Below are 21,922 nucleotides of genomic sequence, written 5' to 3'. Positions count from 1 at the left end.
TACGGGCACGATGACCTGCATGGACCTCTCTTCCGGCCGCCCGGCCCAGCCCGACGAACACCCCACGTGGGACGCGGCGCTCGCTCTCGTCAACCGCGACCTCGACACCCTGCTCCGGCTGTGGGTGATGCCGCCGTGCGACGAACACCGGCTCGGGATGCACGCGAGGGAAGCAGCGGGGCGTGCGGTGTGGTGGTGCAACGGCGGGAGCGGTCATGTCCAGGGAGCCGTAGGGGAGTTGACGGCACCCTGGCAGCCGCGCCGCTAGCGGCGTAAGCGTCGTAAAGAGGGGAAACGCGGCGAGTTGCAGTAACCGCTTGCTCACAGTTTCCCGGCGTTTCATCCGCCACCCTTGTGCGTCACACCGGTCGCCCCCAACCTGAGCATTGCTCACGTCTCTTTACGCTTCACTGCCCTTCCCTTTCCCCTCTCTTTTCGTCGACCGGAGACTCCCCCACCATGAGACGCATCATCGGCACCCTCGCCGCGACCGCGCTCGGCTTCGCCGGGCTGACCGTGGCCTCGGCGGCACCCGCGCAGGCCGCGCCCTCGGGGACGTTCAACGTCCTGACGTACAACGTCGCGGGCCTGCCCGAGCCCCTGAGTTCGAGCAAGCCGGCCACCAACACGCCGTTGATCTCGCCCCGGTTGGGCGCGTACGACATCGTGAACGTGCAGGAGGACTTCAACTACCACGCGGCGCTGTACGCGAACGACGACCACGCGTACCGCACGCCGACCAGTGGCGGCGTACCGTTCGGGGACGGCCTCAACACGCTCTCCGATCTGCCCTTCGAGGACTTCGAGCGGGTGCGGTGGAACCAGTGCACCGGCACCAACTGCCTGACCCCGAAGGGCTTTTCGCTGGCTCGGGTGCGGCTCGCGGAGGGCGTCTTCGTCGACCTGTACAACGTCCACACCAACGCGGACGACTCCGCGGACGCGCTCGCCGCGCGGCGGGCCAACATCACGCAGCTCTCCGACTTCATCACCGCGAACTCGGCGGGCAACGCGGTGATCGTGATGGGCGACACGAACACGCGCTACACCCGCAGCGGCGACAACATCCGCACGCTGACCTCGGTGAACGGCCTCACCGACGCGTGGGTGCAGCACGTCAAGGGCGGTACGCCGCCCACGCAGGGCGCGGAGGCGCTGGTGTGCCCGACGAGCGCGCCGCCGAACACCTGCGAGGTCGTCGACAAGGTCCTGTACCGGGGCAGCGACCTGGTCGACCTCTCGGCGACCCGGTACAACAACGACTGGGCGAAGTTCCTGGACTCGGCGGGCGGCAACCTCTCCGACCACTTCCCGCACACGGTCGACTTCTCCTACACCCTCAACTCCTCCTTGCGGGCGAGTGACTTCTTCGGCGGTCCGCACGGCACGGCCTTCAACGACGCGGACGACCTGCCCTCGTCGCCCGCCCCGCGCACCCTCACCCTGCGCGGCGCCTCCCGCCTCGACTCGGTCTCCCTGGGCCTCGCGGACGGCACCGCCCTCACGCACGGCGGCACCGGCGGCACGGCGACGTCCCTCACGCTCGCGAGCGGCGAGCACCTCACCTCCGTCAAGCTGACGCAGGGCCAGAAGGACGGTCGTACACGGATCTTCTCGGCGTCGTTCGGCACCGACAAGGGGCGTTCGCTGTCCGCCGGTACGGCGACCTCGGAGGCCAGGACCTTCACGGCGCCGGCCGGCTGGCAGATCGTCGGGTTCACGGGGCGCTCGGGCACCGAGGTCGACAAGCTGGGGGTTCTGTACGCGCCGATCGGCTGAGTGAGGCCGTACGCGGTGATCGGTTACGCGGTGATGGCTGCCTAAGTGTCCTAGGATCCTGCCTAGGACACGGACGGAGGCACCTCATGGCGCGTGCGGGAATCACGGTGGACCGGCTCGTCGAGGCCGCCGCCGAGCTCGCCGACGAGGTGGGGTTCGAGAACGTCACCCTGTCCGCGCTGGCCCGGCGGTTCGGCGTCAAGGACGCGAGCCTGTACTCGCACGTCAAGAACCTCCAGGAGCTGCGCACCCGCCTCGCGTTCCTGGCCGGCGCCGAGCTGATCGACCTCATCTCGGCGGCCGTCGCGGGGCGGGCCGGCAAGGACGCGCTGGTCGCGTTCGCGGGTGCCTATCGCGCGTACGCCCAGCGGCATCCCGGCCGGTACGCGGCCACGCAGATCCGGATCGACCAGTCCCTCGTCGCCGAGGCGCCCGCGCTGCGCCGGACCGCCGACATCACGTACGGGATGCTGCGCGCGTACGGTCTCGACGAGCCCGATCTCACGGACGCCGTCCGGCTGTTGCGCAGCACCTTCCACGGGTACTGCGTGCTGGAGGCGGCCGGGGGGTTCGGGGCGTCGCGGGACGTTCGGGAGTCGTGGGACCGGGCGGTGGACGCGCTGCATGCGGCGCTGGTGAACTGGCCTCGGGGGCAGGGTGGTTGAGGGGGATGGTTACCCCGCGCGTTCGGCGGCGCTCCGTTCGACGCAGAACTCGTTGCCCTCGGGGTCCTGGAGGGTCGCCCATCCCGTGCCGTCCGGCTTGCGGTGGTCCTCCGCCAGCTTCGCGCCGAGGCCGAGCAGGCGTTCCACCTCCTCGTCGCGGGTCCGGTCCTGGGGCTGGATGTCGAAGTGGACGCGGTTCTTGGCGGACTTGCCCTCGGGGACGGCGATGAAGAGGAGGGCGGCGCCTTCGAGGAGGACCTCGGGGTCGCTGGGTTCGTCGTCCTCGTTGAGGGGCTGGCCGAGGACCTGGGACCAGAAGGTCGCGAGGGCGTAGGGGGCGTGGCAGTCGATCGTGGTGTGCCGGATCAGTGACGTCATGACGGTGATCCTTGTGCACGGGGGTGGTTGAGGCGAACTCGTTTTCTGTACAGGGGATCGAGGCGGAGGCGCGGGGCGCGGGGGGCGTGGCGGGGATCGGGGCGGTGGGGGCGCGGCAACCTTTCCCCCGCCCGCGGCGACCACAGCACATGACAACCGCACCACGCACCACACGTCACCGCCGGGTCCGCGCGGCCCGCAAGCCTCTCGTCGGAGGGCTCGCGGCGCTCGGGGTCCTCGCGGGCGCCTGGTACGCGACCGCCGGGGCGGCCCCCGCGCCGAGCCTCACGCCGACCAGCACGCTGGTCCAGCTCCCCGCCAAGTTCCCGTATCTGTCGGCCGGTTACAACAACACGCGGGAGTGGACGAGGACCTCGACGGCGGTCGCCCCCGACGGCACGCTGCGGGTGGCCTGGCCGGCGGCGGACGGCGTCCATGTCACGCCGCTCACGGCGGCGGGGCTGCGGGCGGGCGCGGACTCGGTCGTCAAGGGGGCGAAGGAGGTCGGCGGACTGGTCGCGCACAACGACGGGTTCGCGCTGCTGACCCGCGTCGCCGACACCAACAAGTGGAAGGAGACGGCGGCGGCGATCGTCCGTTTCACCGGCGGCCGCCAGACCTGGTCGACGAAGCTCACCGGCACCGCGAGCAACGACACCTCCCCCACCCTCGACGGCCAACTCACCTGGAACGGCACGAAGTACGGCGCCTACTTCGTCGTCCACGGCGCGGGCGGCTTCGCGGACGGCCACTTCGGCGACAAGTTGACGTACGTCAGCCCCAAGGGCGCGAAACTGACCGGGGGTTGGGGCTGGGGATGCAGCCACAACGAGGGCATCGCCCTGCACGCCGAGACCACCGGCGACTTCACCTCCCTCTGCTTCGACGACTGGCGCTCGGGCCTCTTCGTCTCCACCGGCATCGGCGCCCCCGACGTCGCGCCGGTCGTCCAGCGCGAGCAGTGCTGGGCGGGCTACTGCGGCGGCACGTTCCCGGGCCGCACGGGTGACCTGGTCCGCTCCTCAACCGGCCGCTACGCAACGGCCTTTGCCTCCCGAGGCGCCGCCACCGCCAAGAAGAACCCCGCGGACTCCAGCGGCCGAGGCTGGTCGGTCACCCCGAAGACGACCACGCACCAAGTGGCCATCGCCTTCCTGGCGAACCGCAACTCCGGCCCGGGGAAGGCGACTTACCTCACCTCGGCCCCCGGCACGGAACACACGAACGTCCACATCGCCCCCTACGGCAAGGACCGCCTCCTCGTCTCCTGGGAGTCCCTCTCCCAGCCCCGCTGCGCCTCCGGCACCTGCACCGGAACCTTCACGGGCACCCACTTCCGCCTCATCGACTGGACCGGCAAACCCCAGTCCGCCGACAAGGTCGTCCCGGTTCGCATCACCGGGGACATCGCGGTACTGAGGGACGGGACGCTGACGTGGGCGTACACGCCGGTGACGCCGTCGTATGCGACGGGGCTGAACGGGGTTTCGCCTGCGACGGGGTGGGTTCGGGTGGCTCGGCTCAAGCCCTGACCCGCTGGAGCCCGGTCACCAGGAGGGCTGCCGGGCCTCGCCGTTGACGCGGCCGGGCGCCGGGCGGCCCACCGCCAGCAGCCGGTCCCGCAGCAGTTCGGAGAGTTCCTGCCGCTCCTGCTGGGTGAGTGTGCCGAGGAGTCCGGCCAGCTCCTCCTGCCAACTCCCCTCCGGCCGCAGGAGTTTCTGGTTGCTCACCGACCACTCCAGCACCCGGCCGACCTCGTCCGGCCGACGGGCCAGCCAGAGCGCCGCCAGGGAAGCCGGTCCGTCGCGCAGTACGCGGAGGCAGAAGTCGTACTCCTCGCGCGGCAGACCGGACCAGGTCTGGGAGGGGATCTGGCCGGGCGGCGCCAGGTGCAGTTCTCCGGCGGCCTCGACGCCGTGCACGTCGACGAGCCGGTACGTCAGCCCGATGTCGTCCAACCGGTAGGGAATGGCGGCCAGTTGATGCATCAGCCCGCCGGCGCTCACCTCGGACTCGCCGGAGCCCGTCAGCGCGCGCAGGCGCCGGTCCAGGTCGGCCCGTACGGCGCTCCAGCCCTCCTTCGTGCCGGAGCGCACGGCGCGTGCCGGGTCGTGGACCCACCACAGGACTCTGGCGTCCACCGACTCGGCGCCGTACATCGTGGGCAAGGTGACGCGCCGGGTGGCGAGTTGTTCGTCGAGGCGGACGTGGAAGGCGGTGTCGTAGCGGGCGAGCAGGGACGGCACCGGGTCCTCGGCGAGGCGGGCGAGGTCGTCGACCGGGGTCAGTTGCTTCCGTGGGGCTCCCAGGACGCGGTACCTGTCGTCGGGCGTCCTGAGGACGAGGGCCCGGTCCCGGCGTCCGGACCAGCGCTGGGCGAGGAGTTCGCGCCGGGGGGAGCGGGGGGCGACGGTGTAGACGGGGGTGTCGGTCATCGCGGGGTTCCTTCCGGGGGTGTCGGACCGGCGCCCCGGCGCCAGGAGGCGAGGGCGCGGCGTGCGATGTCCCGGCCGGGCAGGTCGGGGGCGGGGAAGCGGTCGACCTCGACGAAGAGGCGCAGGGTGCCGTGGCGCATGTCGTGGGCGAGGCGGCCGAACAGGACGGTCACGGCCCGGGCTCGGCGCTCGTCCCAGGTTCCTTCGCGGCACCAGCCCAGCAGGGCACGCGAGGTCGGGTCGAACGAGCTGTCCCGGTCGAGGGCGCCCCGCACGAGGTCCTCGACAGGTGCGGCGAACTCCCCTTCTTCGTCCAGGATTTCCTCCTGGAACCAGTCGGCTCGCCGCAGGAGGGAGGGCAGGACACCGAACGCGAACTCCTCCTCCCAGGAGATTCCGGACGAGGCCCAGTCGAGGACGCACCGGAAGACCGCCGGACGGGTGTCCTCCGTGAAGAGTTCGATCAGGGACGAGCGGACCGCACTGTTCACCCGGTCCTCTCCCTCGCCGTCCCTCGGCGGCCGGGGCAGCCGTCGCAGCAGGGTCATCGCGAGGTCCGGCCGGGCCTGCCCGAAGAGAGTGCCGCAGGCGTGCGCGACGGTGGTGCGCCGCTCCCAACCGCCGGACACGCTCCAGCTGTCGAGGCGGTACTTGACCTCGGTCGCGAGGACAGGGTCGTCGGCGGCCATCCCCAGCGCGTGGGCGGCGATCCGCCTGCTGGTGGCACGGTCGGAGGCGGCGAGGGTCGCGATGTGCCGCAGGGCTCGCCGACCGCCGCCCCAGCCCGCCGCGAGACCCATCACGCGCCCGGCGGGGTCGGCGAGTTCGGCCTCTTTGATGCCTTCCAGCCAGGCGGTGAGGACGGTGGACAGCTGCCCGTACTCCCGCCACACGTGCCGCAGCACGGTCTCGGCCTTCCGGTGCCGGGTGAAGCGCACCGGCTCCACGGCGTAGGTGAAGCCGCTCGCCGCGTGGATCTCCTTCGGCGCGCACTGGGCCCGGACGGTGCGCAGCAGGTCGCCCAGGGGACGGCGGAAGACGAACCGCGGGTTGTCGCGGGGGACTTCGGTGGAGCCTTCGGCCGGTGGGAGGAGTGCGGCGAGCTGTCCGTCGGCCACTTCCAGGAGCCGGTCCGCCTCCTCCCTGACGATGCGGTGGTCGAGGCCCTCGAAGACGCAGGCGGCCAGGAGGAAGGCGAGGCCGTCGGGGTCGTCGCGCACCTGGTCGATCAGTTCGGGGGTCTCGTCCTCGGCGAGGAAGCTGAGACGGCTGCGGACGTCGTCGTCCTCCCGGTCCGTGTCGGTCAGCAGGGAGACGAGTTCGGCGACTTCGGCGGGGACCAGTTCGGGCGCGAGCAGCTCGTCGAGGAGGCCGGGTTCCAAGGCGTCCAGGAACGCCGCCCGTTGGCGGGCGTCCGGGATCTCTTCCTCGATGCGGGCGTCGAAGACGGCCCGGGGCGCGGGCGGTTCGCAGCGGACGGGGGTCAGGTGGAGGTCGCGTTCGACGCGGCGCAGGAGTTCGGGGTCGTCGGGGAGGATGACGACCATGCGGGCCCGCTCGTCGTGCAGGCGGTTGCGCAGGTTGCCCAGGACGGCGGGCCTGAGGGGCTGGGTGGGGACCAGTCCGTCGACCAGGTAGCCGCGGGTGCCCTTGTGCTGGGGCCGCCACAGGTCGAGGTCCGTACTGCCGTCCACGGCCCTGAAGTTCAGGTCGCCCCCGGTGTGCCGGCGCAACAGGTTGAGCGCCGCCGTCCGACGGCCCGTGCGGGGTGCGCCGGCCAGGAAGAGGACGCCCTGGTCGAGTTGGCTCAACGCGGCCGGGAACCACGGGGGTTCGGCGAATCCGCGTTCGGCCTCCAGGATCTCCAGGGCGGAGATGGGGCCCTCCAGGGCCTCGACCCGGCGGGCTTCCGGCGTCGCGCCACCGCTGTGCAGCTGCTGACCGCCGTACACGGACCCGGTGTTGACGTTGGCGACCCTCGCGTAGATGACGGAGCGGGCGTCGCCGGGCGGGTCGTCCAGGTCGTCGTACTCGTCGGGCTGCCCGGCCGTCTCCTCGGTGCCGGTGCTCATCGCGGCCACGTGTTCTTGTCGCCCTGCACGGTGTCGCCGAGGTTGCCGTGCACGGTGCCGACCTTGTGTCCGCCGACCTGGTCACCGGCGACGTGGCTGACGTGCTGGTCCCCGTCGACGTTGCTGACGTGCTGACCGCCGTGCACGGTACCGGTGTTGACGTTGCTCCGGTCCGCGCGATTGACGACGGTCGCGGGGCCCCGCCCCTTCGCGCGCTCCTCGGGTACGGCCTTCTCCTGGTCGTCCATCACCTGGTCGCCGAGGATGCGGCGGTCGTAGAGGTTCCCGGACGGGGCCGGGATGTACAGCCAGGCGCGTTGTTCGAAGCGCTTCCCGGGCACGGTGGCGGGGACCGGGATGAAGTGGTCGGGGTGGCGGCCGGTGTAGCCACTGGCCACCGCGTCCTCGAAGCAGCGGTCGGAGACGATCGCGGCGACCTGGGTGGTGCTCTCGCTGGAGGCGGCCAGGATCGCCTTCACCGGCGTGGAGTCGAGCAGCCGGTGGGTGTCGTTGCGGGGCGTGCCGTTGCCGTCGAACTCCTCGCCGGAGTCGGGCAGCGGGCCGACGTGGAGGCTGACGCGCAGCCGGAGGCCGGCGACGCCGTGCGAGTGGACGTTGAACTCGGTGAGGATGTCCTGGAGTTGGTGGAGCCAGGGGTGGATCACGAACGGCATGGCCGTCGGGTCGAAGCCGAACACGTACCCGTCGCCGGTGGAGTTGGGGAAGCGCCGGTCGTTCCACAGCTCGTCGAGCCCGGCCCGCTCCAGGGACATCCTGAGGAGCTGGGGGATGTTGCGGCTGATGGTGCCGTGTTCGACGGCGGGGTGGCCGGTGAAGTCCTTCGCGTCCACGGCGACGATGCCCCGGTAGGGCGGCAGGGCGCGGCTGCGGCTGTACGGGAACGCGGTGGGGGCGGGCAGGTCGGACATGGTCTGCTCCTCGGATTCCTGAAGTGGGCCTGTCGGCCGGGCACTTCGAGAATCCGGGAGAACGCTCTCCCGACCTGCTGCCCGAGTGCAGCAAACGAGTGACGCGAGTCACATGGAGACGCCGGGGCGATGCGAGGGCGTCTCCCGGGCGGCGTACGCGCGCAGGGCGGGCAGGTCCCCGATCTCTATCCCGCCCCGCCCTCGCACGCGCACGGCCCGGAAGGCCGGCTCCTGCGCGATCAGCCGCCCGACGGTGTTGCGGGACATCCGCAGGTACTGCGCCAAGTCCATGACGCTCAGGGGAAGTTCGACGTCCATCCCGGGGAACGGACCGGGCCACCGCGAGACGTCGGCGATCCGTACGAGCGCCCCCGCCACCCGCGTCGGCGCCTCACCGCCGTGACGCTGTTCGGCGGTCTCCCGGATCCGGGTGATGGCGTGCCGTTCGAGGTGCGCGGCGAGCCGGTGTTCCTCGACGAACCGGCCGAAGCGTGCCGCGTGGACGACGGCGACCCGGCAGGGTCCTAACGTCTCCACGCTCGCGAGCCGCCCTCCCCCGCCCCGCACGGCCATCTCGCCCAGCAGTTCCCCGGGCCCACGGAACGCCAACAGGTCCTTCGCGCCGTCGCGTTCGATCCTGACGACCTTGGTCAGCCCGTCGAGCAGCACGAGTACGTGCGAGCCTTCCTCCCCCTGCCGCAGCAGGGCGTCGCGGGCGGGGTGGAGGCGTTCGTGCGCGTCCTCCAGGAGCGCCGCCCACACCCCCTCCCCCACGATGTGCCGCAGGGTCCGCCCCTCCCAGTGGTCGCTCATGGCACCGACCTTAGGTTCAATCCGCCGGTGCCGCAGCGGAGTCGGTCAACTACGGGCGGCGTTCGACCTCGACCGTTCCGGTGCCGATCCGGACGTTCACCGAGCCCCCCGTGGCCCACCTGACCGTCAACTCCCCTTCCCCCGCGGTCTCCACGGTGACCGCGTCTCCCAACTCTCCAGGCTCAGCCTCCCCGGTGAGCCTCGCCAGGGCGACGAACAGGGTCGGTCCCGGCCCGGTGGTGTCGCCCTTCATCTGGACGAGTTCGGAGCGGGTGCCCTCGGGGGCGGACCAGCCTGTGATGTGGACGGGGGTTCCTTCGGGGGTGTTCGAGACCAGGAACGCCCGTACTTCGACGGCGCCTTGGGCGAGGGTGATGCTCGTGACGTGGGCGGACGTCGAGGTCGTGTGGTGGGAGGCGATCCAGTCGGGGCCCGTGCCGAGGGGGGTGATGTCGGTGCGGGTGGGGTCGTCGTCGATGAGGATGCTGTTGTCCGGCAAGGGAGAGGGCGCGGGCGCGGGGGTCGTGATCGTCGAGTAGGCGAGGCGGGTGTAGTAGGGGTCGTAGCGGGCGTCTTCGCTGCCGTGGTTGTGGAGGCGGACGATGCCGTCGGAACGGGTGGACTGGAGGAGCCAGTTGGGGGCGGGGAGGGGCGTGAGGGCGTCCTCGCGTTCTGCGGGCGACGGGGATTCCGTGGCGGTCCAGACCTCGTGGTCCGGGGGGAGGAGGAGGCCGAGGAAGCCCTTGCTGGCCCAGTAGGGGGACGCGGGGCCCGAATAGCCTTGCAGGACGTCGGAGTCGGGGCCGTGCCAGCCGAGGGTGAGGAGGCCGTCGGGCGAGACCGCGTCGCGGTCCAGGAAGTACTTGAGGGCGCCCGAGGCCAGGCGGCGGGTCTCGCCGGGTGCCAGGGGGGTACGGCCGGTGAGCGCGCCGAGCCAGAGGGGGGCCGTCGTCGCGAAGCGGTAGGTGAGGGAGCGGCCCTGGTGCAGGGGGGCTCCGTCGGCGCCGAACAGGCGGGCGTAGTCGGCGAGATGGCGTTCCAGGCGGCCGCCGTAGAGGTCGAGAAGCTTGGGGTCGTCCGCGAGCCAGGCGTGCAGGACCGGGTAGAGGTGCATGGCCCAGCCGTTGTAGTAGTCGAACTTGCGGCCGTCGCCGTCGGTGTACCAGCCGTCGGCGATGTACCACTGCTCGACGCGTTCGAGGCCCTGCTCGACGGCGTGACGGGAGGCTTCGGGTTCGTGGCCGATGGACTCCAGGAAGCCGCCGACGGTGACGGGGAACAACTCCCAGTTGCAGGGCCAGGGTTCGGCGGTGAGGGCGTCGGTGAGCCAGGCGGCGGCACGCTGCCGGACGGCGTCGTCGAGGCGGTCCCACAGGAGGGGGCGGGTCAGGCGCAGGGCGAGGGCGATGGACGCGGCCTCTACCAGGGGCTGGCCTCGGTGTTCGATCTTCGGCCAGACGCCCGCCGTACCGGCCGCGAGGCCGTCCGCGTAACGCTCAAGTGCCGTCTCGTCGCGGCGGAACGCGGCCAGCAGCAGGGTGCGGGCGTACCCTTCGAGTCCGTCGGAGAGGCGGCCGGACCAGCTCTGGCGGTCGCCGGGGAAGTGGTAGAGGGCGCGGTCGGGGGTGGCGTACGGCTCGGTCGCGGCAAGGAGGGTGTCGGCGGCCCGCTCCCAGTGGGCGCGGGTGTAGCCGGTCACCGGGCTGAGGGTGGGGTCGGGAGGGGGGAGGTGCATGGACGAACGCCCTTCTCAGGCAGCGACTTTCAGATCTTCATGAACCTGGGGCGCCCCGGTTCCGGTCGGGACGCCCCAGGGGCTTGTACGGGCTCATTCCCCGGGGAACGCCACCCCAGTCACGCTTCTCTCACCCTTCCCTCACCGAGCCCCGCGGTATGAGGTGCTGCGCGGTGAGTTCGTCCCGTACGAGTTCCGCGTACACGGTCGCTCCATGCACGGATGTGTGCGTGTTGTCGCGCTTCTCGTTGTACAGGTAGATCGCCTTGGACCCCTCGGGCCCGAGCGACTCGACGAGCGCCTTGGTCTTCGCGGTGAGGTCGATCAGCGGGACGTTCCGGGCCGCCGCGACGGAGCGGATCACCGCCGGGTGGTCGACGCCAAGTCCGTTGACGAGGAGGGCGGTTCCGTTGTTGAGCGTGCCGTCCGCGTTGAACCAGCGCCGGACGATGGGGGTGACGAGGACGGGCCGGCCCTGCTTCTCGCGGATCCCGGCGACGAGGGCCTCCAGGTTGGCCCGGTAGGTCGCCTCGTCGGTCGTCTTGTCGTTGTGCGCGAGCTGGACGAGGACGAGGTCACCGGGGCGGATCAACGGCTGGACGGTGGCCCAGAGTTGGGGGTTGGAGAGATAGGTGACCGTACTCTCCCCGGAATCCGCGTAGTTGGCGACGGAGACGCCCTTGCGGAGGTACTGCGGGAGCTGCTGGCCCCAGCCGGAGTACGGGTCGCCGGGCTGGTCGCAGACCGTGGAGTCGCCGACGAGGAAGATCTGGCGGGCGTGCCGCGCGGGGGTGACCTGGATGCCGGCGAGGGCGGGTGCGCTGCCGCCGAGGGCGAGGTCGAGGCCGGGGGTGCCGTCGGGGCCGGTCGGTTCGCCTTCCGGCGTACGGACGTTGACGGTGAAGCTGCGGGCGGTGCGCTCTCCGGCGGGTACGGCCGTCTCCGGGAGGAGGGAGCGGCGGGTCTCGCCGGTGATGCTCGTGGCGGACGCCGTGTCGCCGCCGAGGAGGACCTGCACGTCGTACGTGCCCGGCGGGACGTCGAAGTGGCAGGCGGTGGCGGTGCAGTTGGCGAGGCCGAGGCGCGGACCGCCGGGGTGGGCCTGTGCGGGGGCTGCGGACAGGGCGGTGCCCAGGGTCAGCGCGGCCAGCACGGCGATGTTGAAACGTCTCACTCGGTGCTCCTCGTGGGTACGACAGGGCCTGGCGGCAGGACCGTACCCCCTTCGGCAAGCGCTTTCTAGACTCTGGACCCATTTCACATGATTGCCAACCTCCAGCAAGCGAAAGCCCTTTCGCGAAATCGATTCAACTGTCACTCTGCTGAAGCCGGAGGCCGGTCGAGCCGATCACGGATCCGGCACCCGCACCCACCCCCCACAGCTCGATCCCCCACCCCACAGGAGGCTCTCCAGATGTCCGAAAACACCGTGTCCGAAAACCCAAGAGCCGCCGCCGCGACCGGAGTTGGCCGCCGCGCCTTCGTCGTCGGTGCCGCGGCCGCCGCCGGAACCGCCGCGCTCGCCGGGCCACTCGCCACAGGCGCCTCGGCGGCGGCCTTCGGCTGGAGCGACGACGGCTCCAACTACGTGGTGGACACCGGCGCCAGCCTGGTCTTCAAGGTCTCGAAGTCCAACGGCGACCTGTCCTCGCTGGTCTACAAAGGCACCGAGTACCAGGGCTACGGCGGCAAGAACTCGCACATCGAGTCGGGCCTCGGCTCCTCGACGGTGACGATCGCGCAGTCCGGCTCGACGATCCTGGTCTCGGTGGCCCACGGCACGCTCCGGCACTACTACGCGGCCCGCAGCGGCGAGAACAACATCTACCTGTGGACCAACCGCGCGGACACCTCGGTCGCCTCGACCCGCTTCATCCTGCGCGTCAAGGCCGGTCTGTTCCTCAACGACGAGCCGGATTCCTACACTTACGCGCCGACGACCATCGAGGCGTCGGACGTGTTCCAGAAGTCCGACGGCCAGACCCGCTCGAAGCACTACTCGAAGCTGCGCGTCATCGACTACAACTACGTCGGCTGGAGCGCGAACGGCGTCGGCCTGTGGATCGTCCGCTCCAACCACGAGAAGGCGTCCGGCGGCCCCTTCTACCGCTCCCTGCTGCGCCACCAGAGCGCGGACGGCGGCGGCCTGTACGAGATCCTGCACTACGCCCAGAACCAGACGGAGAACGAGCGCTTCGGCCTCCAGGGCCCGTACGTCATCGCCCTCACCGACGGCGGCGCCCCCTCCTCCTCGCTGTACGCGGGCACCCTGACGACGTCCTGGGCGGACTCGCTCGGCATCTCCGGGTACGTCGCCTCCGGCGGCCGGGGCAAGGTCGCGGGCGTCGGCATCACCGGGCGCAACACGGCGTACCCGTACACCGTGGGCCTCGCCAACTCGGCGGCCCAGTACTGGGGTTCGGCCCGCTCCTCGGACGGTTTCTTCTCGATCGGGCAAGTCCTGCCGGGGACGTACACGTTGACGGTGTTCAAGGGTGAACTCGCCGTCTACACCACGTCGGTGAGTGTCAGCGCGGGCGGGACGACCACCCTCAACTCCATCGCGATCCCGTCCTCCAACGACCCCTCCAACGCGGGCACGATCTGGCGGATCGGCGACTGGAACGGCACGCCGGGCGGGTTCAAGAACGCCGACCTGATGACGTACGCGCACCCCTCCGACGTACGCGCCGCGGCCTGGACCGGGAACGTCGTGATCGGCAGCGGCAGCGAGACGTCCGCCTTCCCCTGCTACTTGTGGAAGGACGTCAACTCCGGGCTGATCGTGTACTTCAAGCTGACGGCCGCGCAGGCCGCCGCCGCGCACACGCTGCGGATCGGGGTGACGACCGCGTACGCGAACGGGCGTCCGCAGGTCGTCGTCAACGACTCCTGGACGTCGACGATCCCCTCGCCGCCCACGCAGCCGAGCACGCGGTCGCTGACCAACGGGTCGTACCGGGGGAACAACTACACGTTCACGTACAGCGTTCCGGCGAGCGCGTGGCTCACCGACACGAGCCAGTACAACCAGTTGAAGATCAACGTGGTGAGCGGGTCGGGGTCGACCGGGTTCCTGAGCGCGGGGACGGCGATCGACGCGATCGATCTGCTGACGTGAGAAGAGAGGGTCCGGAGCCGGCGGCTCCGGACCCTCCGCGGTATCAACTACCGCGCGTCCACTGCTGGTTGGTCGCGCCGTTGCACGTGTACGTGATGATCGCGGCCGAGTTGGCGGTGGAGCCCCCGTTCACGTCGAGGCACTCGCCGCTCGCCCGGGACTTCACGAGCCAGTAGCTGCCGGAGGCGGTGACGCTCCACTGCTGGGTCGTCGCACTGCCGCAGTTCTCCTGGGTGACGCTGCTCGCGTTCTCCTGGAGGCACAACGAGCTCTGGCGGCCGATCAGTTGGTAGTAGCCGGTGCCGAGGTCCTTGAACCACCACTTCTGGTTGCCGCCGCTGTTGCAGGTGTACTGGCTGATCGCGACGCCGGTCAGGAGGGACTGGTTGGCGACGTCCGCGCACTTCGAACTGTGGCGGGCGACCAGGGTGTTGTAGGTGGCGCTGACCCCGGAGACCGTTCCGGCGGCCGTGTCCACGGTGATCTCCGGGGACCACGACATCGACATCGAGGTGTTGCTCGGGAACGTCAACGGCAGCCACACGTAACGGGAGTCGTTGACCTTGGCGCCGAAGGAGTTGCCCCAGCGGTCGCCCATGTAGAGGTACGAGGTGCCCGAAGTCCCCTGGACCGGCAGGACGTACGCGGTCTGCGAGCCGTACGCCGTCGAGTCGCCGACGTTCGTCATCGCGGACCAGGGGCCGGCCAGGTTCGTGGCGGTGGCGTACTGCTGCTGGTTGGGGCTCCAGCCGGTGGCGCCCGAAGTCAGCATGAAGTAGACGCCGTTGCGCTTGAACAGCGCGGGTGCTTCGCGGTGGCCGCCCGCCCAGGGGTTCGCGACGAGGCTCGCGATGCCGGTGTAGTCGGCCGTCAGCCGGTAGATCTGGAGGTCGTAGTTCTCGTTCGCCGCCGAGATCATGTAGCCGGTGCCGTCCGTGTCGACGAACGTCGTGATGTCACGGGACATGTACTGGCCGAGGGGCCGGAAGCTGCCCTGGTAGCTGTAGTTGCCGTCGACCGTGTCGGAGACGGCGACCGCCGCGCGGGCCTCGCCGTAGTCGACGCCGTTCTCCTTGTGCATCCACATCACGAACTTGCCGGTGGAGGCGTTGTAGATGACCTTCGGGCGCTCGATGTACGCCGTGCCCAGCTCCGTGGCGCTGGACTGGGTGAGGACGCGGTTGCGGAACTCCCACGTCTTGAGGTCAGTTGAGCGGTAGGCGCTCACCGAGCGGAAGGTGTTGTCGGTGTTGCGGTCCTCGCCGAACCAGTAGTAGTAGGAGCCGACCTTGAGGACGCCGCCGCCGTGGGCGTGCACGACGTTGCCCGAAGTGTCGGTGAACTGGACGCCGTTGGGGAGCGTCTGGGGTGCGGCCTGGGCAGGGCCGGCCACGGCCAGGGCGCCGGCCAGGGCCGTACAGAGGGCGATCAGGATCGCGTACACACGTCTCATCTCACGCACTCTCCTTCAGGGGTTCATGGGGGGGGGCGCCCCTCGCGGGCGACGTTCGACCCTGCGAACAGAATGTGACATTCCGAACGCCGAAAAGGTAAGGGCGTGTTACGGCGAGGTCAACGGGTCTGACGTGACTTGAGGGAAAGCGTTTTCTCAAACATGTTTCAAAAACTGTTATCGCGGGTGCCCGGTCCCGTCTCCTCAGGCGTGCGCACCCTCTTCCTCACGGCTCTCGCCCTCCTGCTCGTCGCGAGCGGGCCGGTACCGGCGTCCGCCGCCGCCGAGATCTCCCTCGTCACCCCGGCCCCGGCGGCCGCCCAGCGACAGCCCGCCCCCGAGGATCCGCCGAGCGCCGCCGACAACGGGGAGTTCGGGTGGTGGCCGTACGTGCTGCTGCTCGGGACGCTGGGCGCGTTGCTGACGCCGGGGACGGTGTGGCCGCGGAAGTTCGACTGACGCTTCGTCATATTCCGCCGGGATGAACAGGAGGAACCAGTCGCGGTCGTGGGGGTGGCGCCACGCTTCGTCGTCGTCCAGGAGGTGGGTGGTCGGCGTCGCGGGGTCGAGACCGGCGCCGCGCCGCCGAAGTGGCACGCATCCGGCGCCGCGCCGCCGAGGCAGTGGCGCAGGAACCGTCTGCTGAGTCACAGCCCCTCGACCGCCGGCCCCCGCCCCCTGCGCCCGCCCCAGCCGCCGCGCGTGCGCGATGGTGCCGGTCCAGCGGCCAGGACGTCGCAGGGTCGCCCGGCACGGCCTCCGGCCCCAACGCGCCATCGCCGTCCGGCTGTTCGAGAGACACGAGCGATCTCGGCGCGCGGACGCCGTACGCCGCCCGGACCTGCGTCGCGCCGGACTCGTACGCGTGGGCCTCGCACCGCCGGTAGTTCCCATGCGGCCCGGCGGCCCTCGCCGGAGTTCCCGGCGGGCTTACGGGGTTCCCGGCCGGCTTCCGGCAAGGCTCCCCGCAGGGTTCCCGGCGGGTTCCGCGGCGAGTCCCGTGCGGGCCGACCCCTTCACCGCGGCCGGCCGCTCCCCCGGCTCGCCCGCCACACCCCGGCGGTGACGCCGTGGCCAGGGTCGTGGACGAGCGGTTCGAGGCCGACGCGGCAACGCCAGATGCCGAGGATCTCGCGGGCCCCTTCGAGGGTGACGGCGCTGGCGGTCACGAGGTCAGGCCGGCCGACTCCCGTTCCTCGGGCCCTTCCTGACGTCCCTTCAGCCACACGTACACCGGGATCCCCGCGAACAGGAACAACGCGCCCTGGTACACCGCCGCGTACCCCGCCCCGGCGATCAGCCAGAACGAGAACCCGAACGACAGCCCGGCGACGAGCAGGTCGCGGACGAGCCCGGCGGGCCGTACGCGCTCGCGGGTGCCGCGTGCCAGCCAGTACAACTGGGCGGCGGCGGACAGGAGGTACGGCACGCAGCCGGTGAACGTCGTGATCAGGACGAGGACACGGAACGTCGTGTCGGGACCCGCCGTGTAGTTGAGGCCGATGAGCGCGGTGCCCAGCACGGCGACCGCCCACACGCCGAAGCCGGGTACGCCGCCCTTGCCGACCTTCGCGAACGGCTTCGGGAAGAGGCCGTCCCGCGCGGCGGCGTACGGCATCTGGGCCGCGAGGAGGATCCAGCCGTTGAGGCAGCCGACGATGGAGGCGACGGCGACGAGGGCGATGGCGGTGCCGCCCCAGGTGCCGCCGGTGATGGCGTTCACCGCGTCGGCGAACGGGGCGCCGGACTCGACGAGTCGATCGTGCGGGACGAGGCCGAAGACGGCGATCGTGCCGAGGATGTACACCAACGCCGAGGCCAGGGTGCCCAGAACGCTCGCACGGCCCACGTTGCGCTCGGGGTTCTCGACCTCGCCCGCGCTGACGGCGGCCGACTCGACGCCGAGGAAGCTGTAGAGGAGCAGCGCGGCGGAGGCGGCGAGCGCGCCCGGCACGCTGTCGCCGGTCGCGTTGAACGGGCCGAAGTTGTCCGTGTCGACGAAGAAGAGGCCGATCGTCGCGACGAGGAGCAGCGGGACGAACTTCAGGACCGTGGACACGATCTGGACCGTGCCGACCCAGCGCGTCCCCGCGAAGTTCGCGGCGGCCGGGAGCCACAGCGCGAGCAGCGCGACGAGCCCCTCCAGCGCGTGGTTGCCGTGCAGGGGGATCAGGACGTCGACGTATCCGACGACGGCGACGGCCAGCGCGGCGATGGAGACCCAGCACATCGTCCAGTACGACCACGCCGACAGGAACCCGGCGAACGGGCCGAACGCGTCACGCGGATAGACGTACAGGCCGCCCGTGACGGGGCTGCGCTTCGCCAGCGTGCCGAAGAGCAGGGCGAGCAGGACGGCGGCGACCGAGAGGACGACGAAGGCGAGGAGGCTGAGCGTGCCGAAGGGGGCGACGGCGGAGGGGAGGGCGAAGATGCCGCCGCCGATGATGTTGCCCATGACGAGGGCGGTCGCGGCGGTGAGACCGAAGGCGCGGCGGGGAGAGGCTTTGGGGGCGCCGGACGCGGGGGCGTCCGAGACAGGCGTATCGGCGGAGGTCATCGTGTTTCCAGGGGCGGTTTCGGGACGAGGGGGCGTGATCGTATCCCCGTATCCCACATCGTGGGCAGTTCGTTCACGAACTGGACACATTCGGCCGTCCCGCTCCGTGTCGACTAGCGTCGGGGCATGACCAGCGAAACGCCCGCCCCGCTCCTCACCGAGGCACTCGCCGCCGGTTCCCTCGTCCTCGACGGCGGCATGTCCAACCAACTGGAGTCCGCCGGGCACGACCTGAGCGACGAGCTGTGGTCGGCCCGGCTCCTCGCGGAGGTCCCGGAGGCGATCACGGAGGCACACCTCGCGTACTACCTCGCGGGCGCGGACATCGCGATCACGTCGAGTTACCAGGCGACGTACGAGGGCTTCGCGAAGCGGGGCATCAGCCGGGAGAGGGCGAGCGAACTCCTCACGCTGAGCGTGGAGTTGGCGCGGGAGGCGGCACGCAGGGCACAGGCCGGCGCCGTCACCGTAAGCACCCCCACCCCCCGCCCCCTCTACGTAGCCGCCTCCGTGGGCCCCTACGGCGCGATGCTCGCCGACGGCTCCGAGTACCGCGGCCGCTACGGCCTCACCGTCCCCGAACTCGCCGCCTTCCACCGCCCCCGCATCGAGACGCTGGCCGCGGCTGCCCCCGACGTCCTCGCCCTGGAGACGGTCCCCGACGCCGACGAGGCGAGGGCCCTGATCGACGTGGTGCGCGGCCTCGGTGTCCCCGCCTGGCTGTCGTACAGCGTCGAGGGCGACCGCACCCGGGCCGGCCAGCCCCTGGAGGAGGCGTTCGCGCTCGCGGCGGACGTGGACGAGATCGTCGCGGTCGGCGTGAACTGCTGCGTCCCCGAGGACGCGACGCGGGCGGTGGAGACCGCGGCGCGGGTGACGGGCAAGCCGGTCGTCGTGTACCCGAACAGCGGCGAGGGCTGGGACGCGAACGCCCGTGCCTGGACGGGGAGTTCGTCCTTCGCGCCGGACGAGGTCGAGGGCTGGCGGACCGCGGGCGCCCGGATGGTCGGCGGCTGCTGCCGGGTCGGCCCGGAGGCCATCGCGTCGATCGCGAAGACGCTCTCGGCGGCGGGCCGGTAGGCACGGGGACCGGGGTCCCGCCCACGCTGCTAGCCTCCCCGCTGGGAACCGTTTACCGAGACTGTTTCCGCGGTGGTACGGGGGCGCGGCCCAGCCCCTTGCGACAAGCGGTTACCACGGGGCGAAGAGGGGCGGAACATGACCAGGAAGAGCGGGGAGCGCAGCACGATCCGGGACGTCGCGGCCCGCGCCGGGGTATCGGCGGCGACCGTGTCCCGGGTGCTGGGCGGCGTCTACCCGGTGAGCGCGGAGACCCGGGCCCGGGTGATGCGCGCGGTGCGGGAGCTGGACTACGTCGCGGACGCGCGCGCGAAGGCGGTCGCCGGGGTCGGCACGCCCACGCTCGCGTTCGTCCTGGAGGACATCACGGGCCCGTCGTTCGCGCTGATGGCGTACGGCGTGGAGCGCGAGGCCGCGCGCCACGGCCACCTGTGCCTGGTGTGCGGCACGGAGGGCGACGTACGCCAGGAGACCGAGTTCGTGGAGATGATGCGGGCGCAGCGGGCGGCGGCGGTCATCCTCGTGGGCGGCACGGCGGACACCCCGGAGTACCGCGAGCGCACCCGCAGGATGGCCGACTCGCTGGCCTCGGCGGGTTCGCGCCTGGTGCTGTGCGGCCGTCCCCCGCTGGATCCGGGCGCCCCGGTCACGGTCATCGAGTACGACAACGAGTCGGGCGCCCACGCCCTCGTCGCGCACGTCCTCACGCAGGGCCACTCCCGGGTGCTGTTCCTCGGTGGCCGCCCGGACCACACGACGGCGCAGGGCCGTGAGCGCGGGTACGCGAGCGCGCACCGGGCACGCGGCGTCGAGATCGACCCCGCGCTGGTCCTGCACGGCGACTTCACCCGCGACTCGGGGCACCGCCTGATGCGCCAGGCCCTCGCGGACGGCCTGGACTTCACGGCGGTCGTCGCGGCGACGGACATGGTCGCGGCGGGCGCGCTGACGGCCCTGCACGAGGCGGGCCTGAAGGTCCCGGACGACGTGTCGCTGGCCGGGTACGACGACATCCCGTACGCCCGTGACCTGTATCCGGCGCTGACGACGGTCCACGTGCCGTACGAGGAGCTGGGCCGGGTCGCCGTGCGGACCGCGCTGGGCCGTACGCCGGGCGCCTCGGACGAGCACCTCCTGCTGGGGACGCACGTGGTCGTCCGGAACTCGGTGAAGCCGCCGAGGGACGCGCGGTAAGCGGTTACCCGGCTTTCCCCGGTCTCACCGGCTTCCCTCGGCCTCACCGGCTTCCCCCCCCCCCGGTCTCACCCGGCCTTCTCCGACCCCGTGCGCCGCAGCCGCCGGACCACGGACCGCAGCTCGGCCCCGCGCAGGGACCGTGCGGGGAGGGGTTCGACGACGGCCTCGGCCTGGTGCGGGACGACGGTCGGCGCCTCCCACAGGGCCAGGTCGGCGTCGCGTGGGCCGAGCGCCGTACGGGTCGGCCCGTCCCCGAAGACGCGTACCGGGTGGGTGGCGTCCCACGCCTGCCAGCCCGGGTCGCCGGTCTTCGCGAAGCGGGTCCATGCCTCGTGCATCTCGGTGGCGAGGAGTTTCGGCGGGGCGTCCCCGGCGAGTTTGACGGAGTCCGGGGAGTCGCCCGCGTCGAAGACGAAGCCGAGTTCGAGGGAGTGGCAGGCGCCGAGTGCGGGGCGGCCGGAGGGCCAGGCGAACTCGTACAGGTATGACATACCTGGGCGGGAGTCGGCGAGGCGGTGCAGGGGGCGGCGGAGCATGTGGTCGGTGACCATCTGGCCGACGATCTCGGCGGGTCCGGCGTCGGGGTGGAGGGCGCGGTAGCCCCGGGGTACCTCGGAGCCACAGTGGCAGCGGGCCATGGCTCCGGCGAGGGCGACGGGTCCGAGCCGGTCGACGCGCTCGACGAGGCCGCCGGGGACGAGCCAGAGCCGGTACTCGTCGCTGGTCCAGCCGAGCAGCAGGTCCACGTCCCGGGCGGCGTCGCCGTCGATCAGGGCCTGGAGGGGGTCGCGGGGCACGAAGTCGCCGTCGGTGACGATCCCGAACGCGGGGCCGCCGAGGACGGGGCTGGAGAGCCGTCCGACCTCGTGCTGGGTGCGCAGCAGCAGGTCCCGGTCGACGGCCGCGAACGCCTCGGCGGTCGCCGGGACCTTCAGCCGGTTCGCCATCCGGCGCACCATCCGCCGCACCTTGTCCCGGTCGGACTCCTCGGGCGCCCCGCTCTGGAGCACGGCCCGCCGGAACAGTCCCTGTGCGCGGGGTACGGCGATGAGGGCGCCGATGCTGATCGCGCCGGCGGACTGGCCCATCAGGGTGACCTGGTCGGGGTCCCCTCCGAACGCCCCGATCGCGTCGCGGACCCACTCCAGGGCGGCGAGCTGGTCGCGCAGTCCGGGGTTGGCGGGGGCGTCGGGGAAGAGGCCGTAGCCCTCGACGCCGAGCCGGTGGTTGAGGGACACGAACACGATGCCGTCCCGTGCGAACGGCGTCCCGTCGTACACCGGGACGGCGGAAGAACCCCTGGTCAGCGCGCCGCCATGGAACCAGACGACGACCGGAAGCCGGGCTCCGGGACCTGGTTCGGGCGTCCAGATGTTGAGATTGAGGCAGTCGTCCCCCGGGATGTCGGGGTCGGACAGGAACTGCGCGAAGGCTTCGGAGTACGGGGGTTTCGGCGCCGTCGGCCCGAACGCCCCGGCGTCGCGGACGCCGGTCCAGGGCTCGGGCGGCTCCGGGGGCCTGAAGCGCAGCGCCCCGAAGGGGGGTGCCGCGTACGGGATCCCTCTGAAGACCGAGATGCCGTTCTCATACCTGCCGCGTACGTCCCCGTAGGGAGTCCTGATCACTGGCCCCATCTGTCACCAGCCCTTCGCGCACTCGTGCACCGGTAGTACCAGAGCACCACGAAGGCGCCCGGTATTCCGGT

19 protein-coding genes are annotated in these 21,922 nt (G+C 71.4%); 8 read left to right on the top strand and 11 right to left on the bottom strand.

Annotated elements, in window-relative coordinates; all coding sequences use genetic code 11:
* Nucleotides 1-19: 19 nt before the first annotated feature.
* The 3 genes from ACLZOT_RS06870 (at nucleotide 20) to ACLZOT_RS06860 (ending at nucleotide 2,444) form a co-directional block, all read left to right on the top strand.
* A complete protein-coding gene (locus ACLZOT_RS06870) occupies nucleotides 20-268 on the top strand; it encodes a hypothetical protein (RefSeq protein ID WP_416967831.1) in 249 nt (82 codons plus the stop codon).
* 191 nt (nucleotides 269-459) lie between these two features.
* A complete protein-coding gene (locus ACLZOT_RS06865) occupies nucleotides 460-1,779 on the top strand; it encodes a jacalin-like lectin (RefSeq protein ID WP_416967830.1) in 1,320 nt (439 codons plus the stop codon).
* Between the two features lie 86 nt (nucleotides 1,780-1,865).
* The gene (locus ACLZOT_RS06860; protein WP_416967829.1) at nucleotides 1,866-2,444 is read left to right on the top strand and encodes a TetR/AcrR family transcriptional regulator; all 579 of its coding nucleotides are present in this window, start codon (nucleotides 1,866-1,868) and stop codon (nucleotides 2,442-2,444) included.
* 9 nt (nucleotides 2,445-2,453) lie between these two features.
* Here the strand turns inward: ACLZOT_RS06860 and ACLZOT_RS06855 are convergent, their stop codons facing one another.
* A complete protein-coding gene (locus ACLZOT_RS06855) occupies nucleotides 2,454-2,822 on the bottom strand; it encodes a VOC family protein (protein ID WP_416967828.1) in 369 nt (122 codons plus the stop codon).
* Nucleotides 2,823-2,971: 149 nt separating this feature from the next.
* Between ACLZOT_RS06855 and ACLZOT_RS06850 the strand changes: the two genes are divergently transcribed.
* Nucleotides 2,972-4,354, top strand: a complete 1,383-nt coding sequence (locus tag ACLZOT_RS06850) for a hypothetical protein (protein ID WP_416967827.1) — start codon at nucleotides 2,972-2,974, stop codon at nucleotides 4,352-4,354.
* Nucleotides 4,355-4,369: 15 nt separating this feature from the next.
* On the opposite strand, the gene ACLZOT_RS06845 is transcribed toward ACLZOT_RS06850, so the two are convergent.
* The 6 genes from ACLZOT_RS06845 to ACLZOT_RS06820 all read right to left on the bottom strand — a co-directional run bounded on the left by ACLZOT_RS06845 (nucleotide 4,370) and on the right by ACLZOT_RS06820 (nucleotide 11,980).
* Nucleotides 4,370-5,257 carry a hypothetical protein gene (locus ACLZOT_RS06845; RefSeq protein WP_416967826.1) on the bottom strand — a complete coding sequence of 296 codons (888 nt, stop codon included), beginning with the start codon at nucleotides 5,255-5,257 and terminating at the stop codon, nucleotides 4,370-4,372.
* Entirely contained in the window at nucleotides 5,254-7,329 is a 2,076-nt protein-coding gene (locus ACLZOT_RS06840) for a hypothetical protein (protein ID WP_416967825.1), read from the bottom strand. The genes ACLZOT_RS06845 and ACLZOT_RS06840 overlap by 4 nt, the downstream gene beginning before the upstream one ends.
* Complete coding sequence (locus ACLZOT_RS06835; protein WP_416967824.1) at nucleotides 7,326-8,258, bottom strand: hypothetical protein; 933 nt, start codon at nucleotides 8,256-8,258, stop codon at nucleotides 7,326-7,328. Before ACLZOT_RS06835 ends, ACLZOT_RS06840 begins: the two co-directional genes overlap by 4 nt.
* A gap of 108 nt (nucleotides 8,259-8,366) precedes the next feature.
* Nucleotides 8,367-9,071, bottom strand: coding sequence for a Crp/Fnr family transcriptional regulator (locus ACLZOT_RS06830; protein ID WP_416967823.1), 705 nt, complete (start codon nucleotides 9,069-9,071; stop codon nucleotides 8,367-8,369).
* 49 nt (nucleotides 9,072-9,120) lie between these two features.
* Entirely contained in the window at nucleotides 9,121-10,806 is a 1,686-nt protein-coding gene (locus ACLZOT_RS06825; protein WP_416967822.1) for a DUF2264 domain-containing protein, read from the bottom strand.
* A 130-nt stretch (nucleotides 10,807-10,936) separates the two neighbouring features.
* Nucleotides 10,937-11,980, bottom strand: coding sequence for a rhamnogalacturonan acetylesterase (locus ACLZOT_RS06820; protein WP_416967821.1), 1,044 nt, complete (start codon nucleotides 11,978-11,980; stop codon nucleotides 10,937-10,939).
* Nucleotides 11,981-12,220: 240 nt separating this feature from the next.
* On the opposite strand from ACLZOT_RS06820, the gene ACLZOT_RS06815 reads away from it, so the two are divergent.
* Entirely contained in the window at nucleotides 12,221-13,927 is a 1,707-nt protein-coding gene (locus ACLZOT_RS06815) for a rhamnogalacturonan lyase B N-terminal domain-containing protein (RefSeq protein WP_416967820.1), read from the top strand.
* Between the two features lie 43 nt (nucleotides 13,928-13,970).
* Here ACLZOT_RS06815 and ACLZOT_RS06810 read toward each other — a convergent pair whose 3' ends face one another.
* Nucleotides 13,971-15,380, bottom strand: a complete 1,410-nt coding sequence (locus tag ACLZOT_RS06810) for an RICIN domain-containing protein (protein ID WP_416967819.1) — start codon at nucleotides 15,378-15,380, stop codon at nucleotides 13,971-13,973.
* 210 nt (nucleotides 15,381-15,590) lie between these two features.
* Between ACLZOT_RS06810 and ACLZOT_RS06805 the strand changes: the two genes are divergently transcribed.
* On the top strand, nucleotides 15,591-15,839 hold the full coding sequence (locus ACLZOT_RS06805) for a hypothetical protein (protein ID WP_416967818.1): 249 nt from the start codon (nucleotides 15,591-15,593) through the stop codon (nucleotides 15,837-15,839).
* Nucleotides 15,840-16,396: 557 nt separating this feature from the next.
* Here the strand turns inward: ACLZOT_RS06805 and ACLZOT_RS06800 are convergent.
* Both ACLZOT_RS06800 and ACLZOT_RS06795 read right to left on the bottom strand, forming a co-directional pair.
* A complete protein-coding gene (locus tag ACLZOT_RS06800; RefSeq protein WP_416967817.1) occupies nucleotides 16,397-16,549 on the bottom strand; it encodes a hypothetical protein in 153 nt (50 codons plus the stop codon).
* On the bottom strand, nucleotides 16,546-17,940 hold the full coding sequence (locus ACLZOT_RS06795; RefSeq protein WP_416967816.1) for an APC family permease: 1,395 nt from the start codon (nucleotides 17,938-17,940) through the stop codon (nucleotides 16,546-16,548). The genes ACLZOT_RS06800 and ACLZOT_RS06795 overlap by 4 nt, the downstream gene beginning before the upstream one ends.
* Before the next feature lie 126 nt (nucleotides 17,941-18,066).
* On the opposite strand from ACLZOT_RS06795, the gene mmuM reads away from it, so the two are divergent.
* Together mmuM and ACLZOT_RS06785 are read left to right on the top strand one after the other, a co-directional pair.
* Nucleotides 18,067-19,020, top strand: coding sequence for a homocysteine S-methyltransferase (gene mmuM / locus ACLZOT_RS06790; protein WP_416967815.1), 954 nt, complete (start codon nucleotides 18,067-18,069; stop codon nucleotides 19,018-19,020).
* A gap of 138 nt (nucleotides 19,021-19,158) precedes the next feature.
* A complete protein-coding gene (locus ACLZOT_RS06785; protein WP_416967814.1) occupies nucleotides 19,159-20,214 on the top strand; it encodes a LacI family DNA-binding transcriptional regulator in 1,056 nt (351 codons plus the stop codon).
* Between the two features lie 68 nt (nucleotides 20,215-20,282).
* Here the strand turns inward: ACLZOT_RS06785 and ACLZOT_RS06780 are convergent, their stop codons facing one another.
* Nucleotides 20,283-21,842 carry a carboxylesterase/lipase family protein gene (locus tag ACLZOT_RS06780; protein WP_416967813.1) on the bottom strand — a complete coding sequence of 520 codons (1,560 nt, stop codon included), beginning with the start codon at nucleotides 21,840-21,842 and terminating at the stop codon, nucleotides 20,283-20,285.
* Nucleotides 21,843-21,922: the final 80 nt, after the last annotated feature.

It is taken from the genome of Streptomyces sp. 4F14 (genome assembly GCF_048159485.1).
Taxonomy (GTDB): domain Bacteria; phylum Actinomycetota; class Actinomycetes; order Streptomycetales; family Streptomycetaceae; genus Streptomyces.
Note: the sequence above shows the minus strand (reverse complement) of the source record. Positions and strands in the feature narration are given on the sequence as shown.

Coding starts and splice junctions, on each gene's coding strand:
- ACLZOT_RS06870 (WP_416967831.1), top strand. CDS start 20: ATGGACCTCTCTTCCGGCCGCCCGGCCCAGCCCGACGAACACCCCACG.
- ACLZOT_RS06865 (WP_416967830.1), top strand. CDS start 460: ATGAGACGCATCATCGGCACCCTCGCCGCGACCGCGCTCGGCTTCGCC.
- ACLZOT_RS06860 (WP_416967829.1), top strand. CDS start 1,866: ATGGCGCGTGCGGGAATCACGGTGGACCGGCTCGTCGAGGCCGCCGCC.
- ACLZOT_RS06855 (WP_416967828.1), bottom strand. CDS start 2,822: ATGACGTCACTGATCCGGCACACCACGATCGACTGCCACGCCCCCTAC.
- ACLZOT_RS06850 (WP_416967827.1), top strand. CDS start 2,972: ATGACAACCGCACCACGCACCACACGTCACCGCCGGGTCCGCGCGGCC.
- ACLZOT_RS06845 (WP_416967826.1), bottom strand. CDS start 5,257: ATGACCGACACCCCCGTCTACACCGTCGCCCCCCGCTCCCCCCGGCGC.
- ACLZOT_RS06840 (WP_416967825.1), bottom strand. CDS start 7,329: ATGAGCACCGGCACCGAGGAGACGGCCGGGCAGCCCGACGAGTACGAC.
- ACLZOT_RS06835 (WP_416967824.1), bottom strand. CDS start 8,258: ATGTCCGACCTGCCCGCCCCCACCGCGTTCCCGTACAGCCGCAGCCGC.
- ACLZOT_RS06830 (WP_416967823.1), bottom strand. CDS start 9,071: ATGAGCGACCACTGGGAGGGGCGGACCCTGCGGCACATCGTGGGGGAG.
- ACLZOT_RS06825 (WP_416967822.1), bottom strand. CDS start 10,806: ATGCACCTCCCCCCTCCCGACCCCACCCTCAGCCCGGTGACCGGCTAC.
- ACLZOT_RS06815 (WP_416967820.1), top strand. CDS start 12,221: ATGTCCGAAAACACCGTGTCCGAAAACCCAAGAGCCGCCGCCGCGACC.
- ACLZOT_RS06810 (WP_416967819.1), bottom strand. CDS start 15,380: ATGAGACGTGTGTACGCGATCCTGATCGCCCTCTGTACGGCCCTGGCC.
- ACLZOT_RS06795 (WP_416967816.1), bottom strand. CDS start 17,940: ATGACCTCCGCCGATACGCCTGTCTCGGACGCCCCCGCGTCCGGCGCC.
- mmuM (WP_416967815.1), top strand. CDS start 18,067: ATGACCAGCGAAACGCCCGCCCCGCTCCTCACCGAGGCACTCGCCGCC.
- ACLZOT_RS06785 (WP_416967814.1), top strand. CDS start 19,159: ATGACCAGGAAGAGCGGGGAGCGCAGCACGATCCGGGACGTCGCGGCC.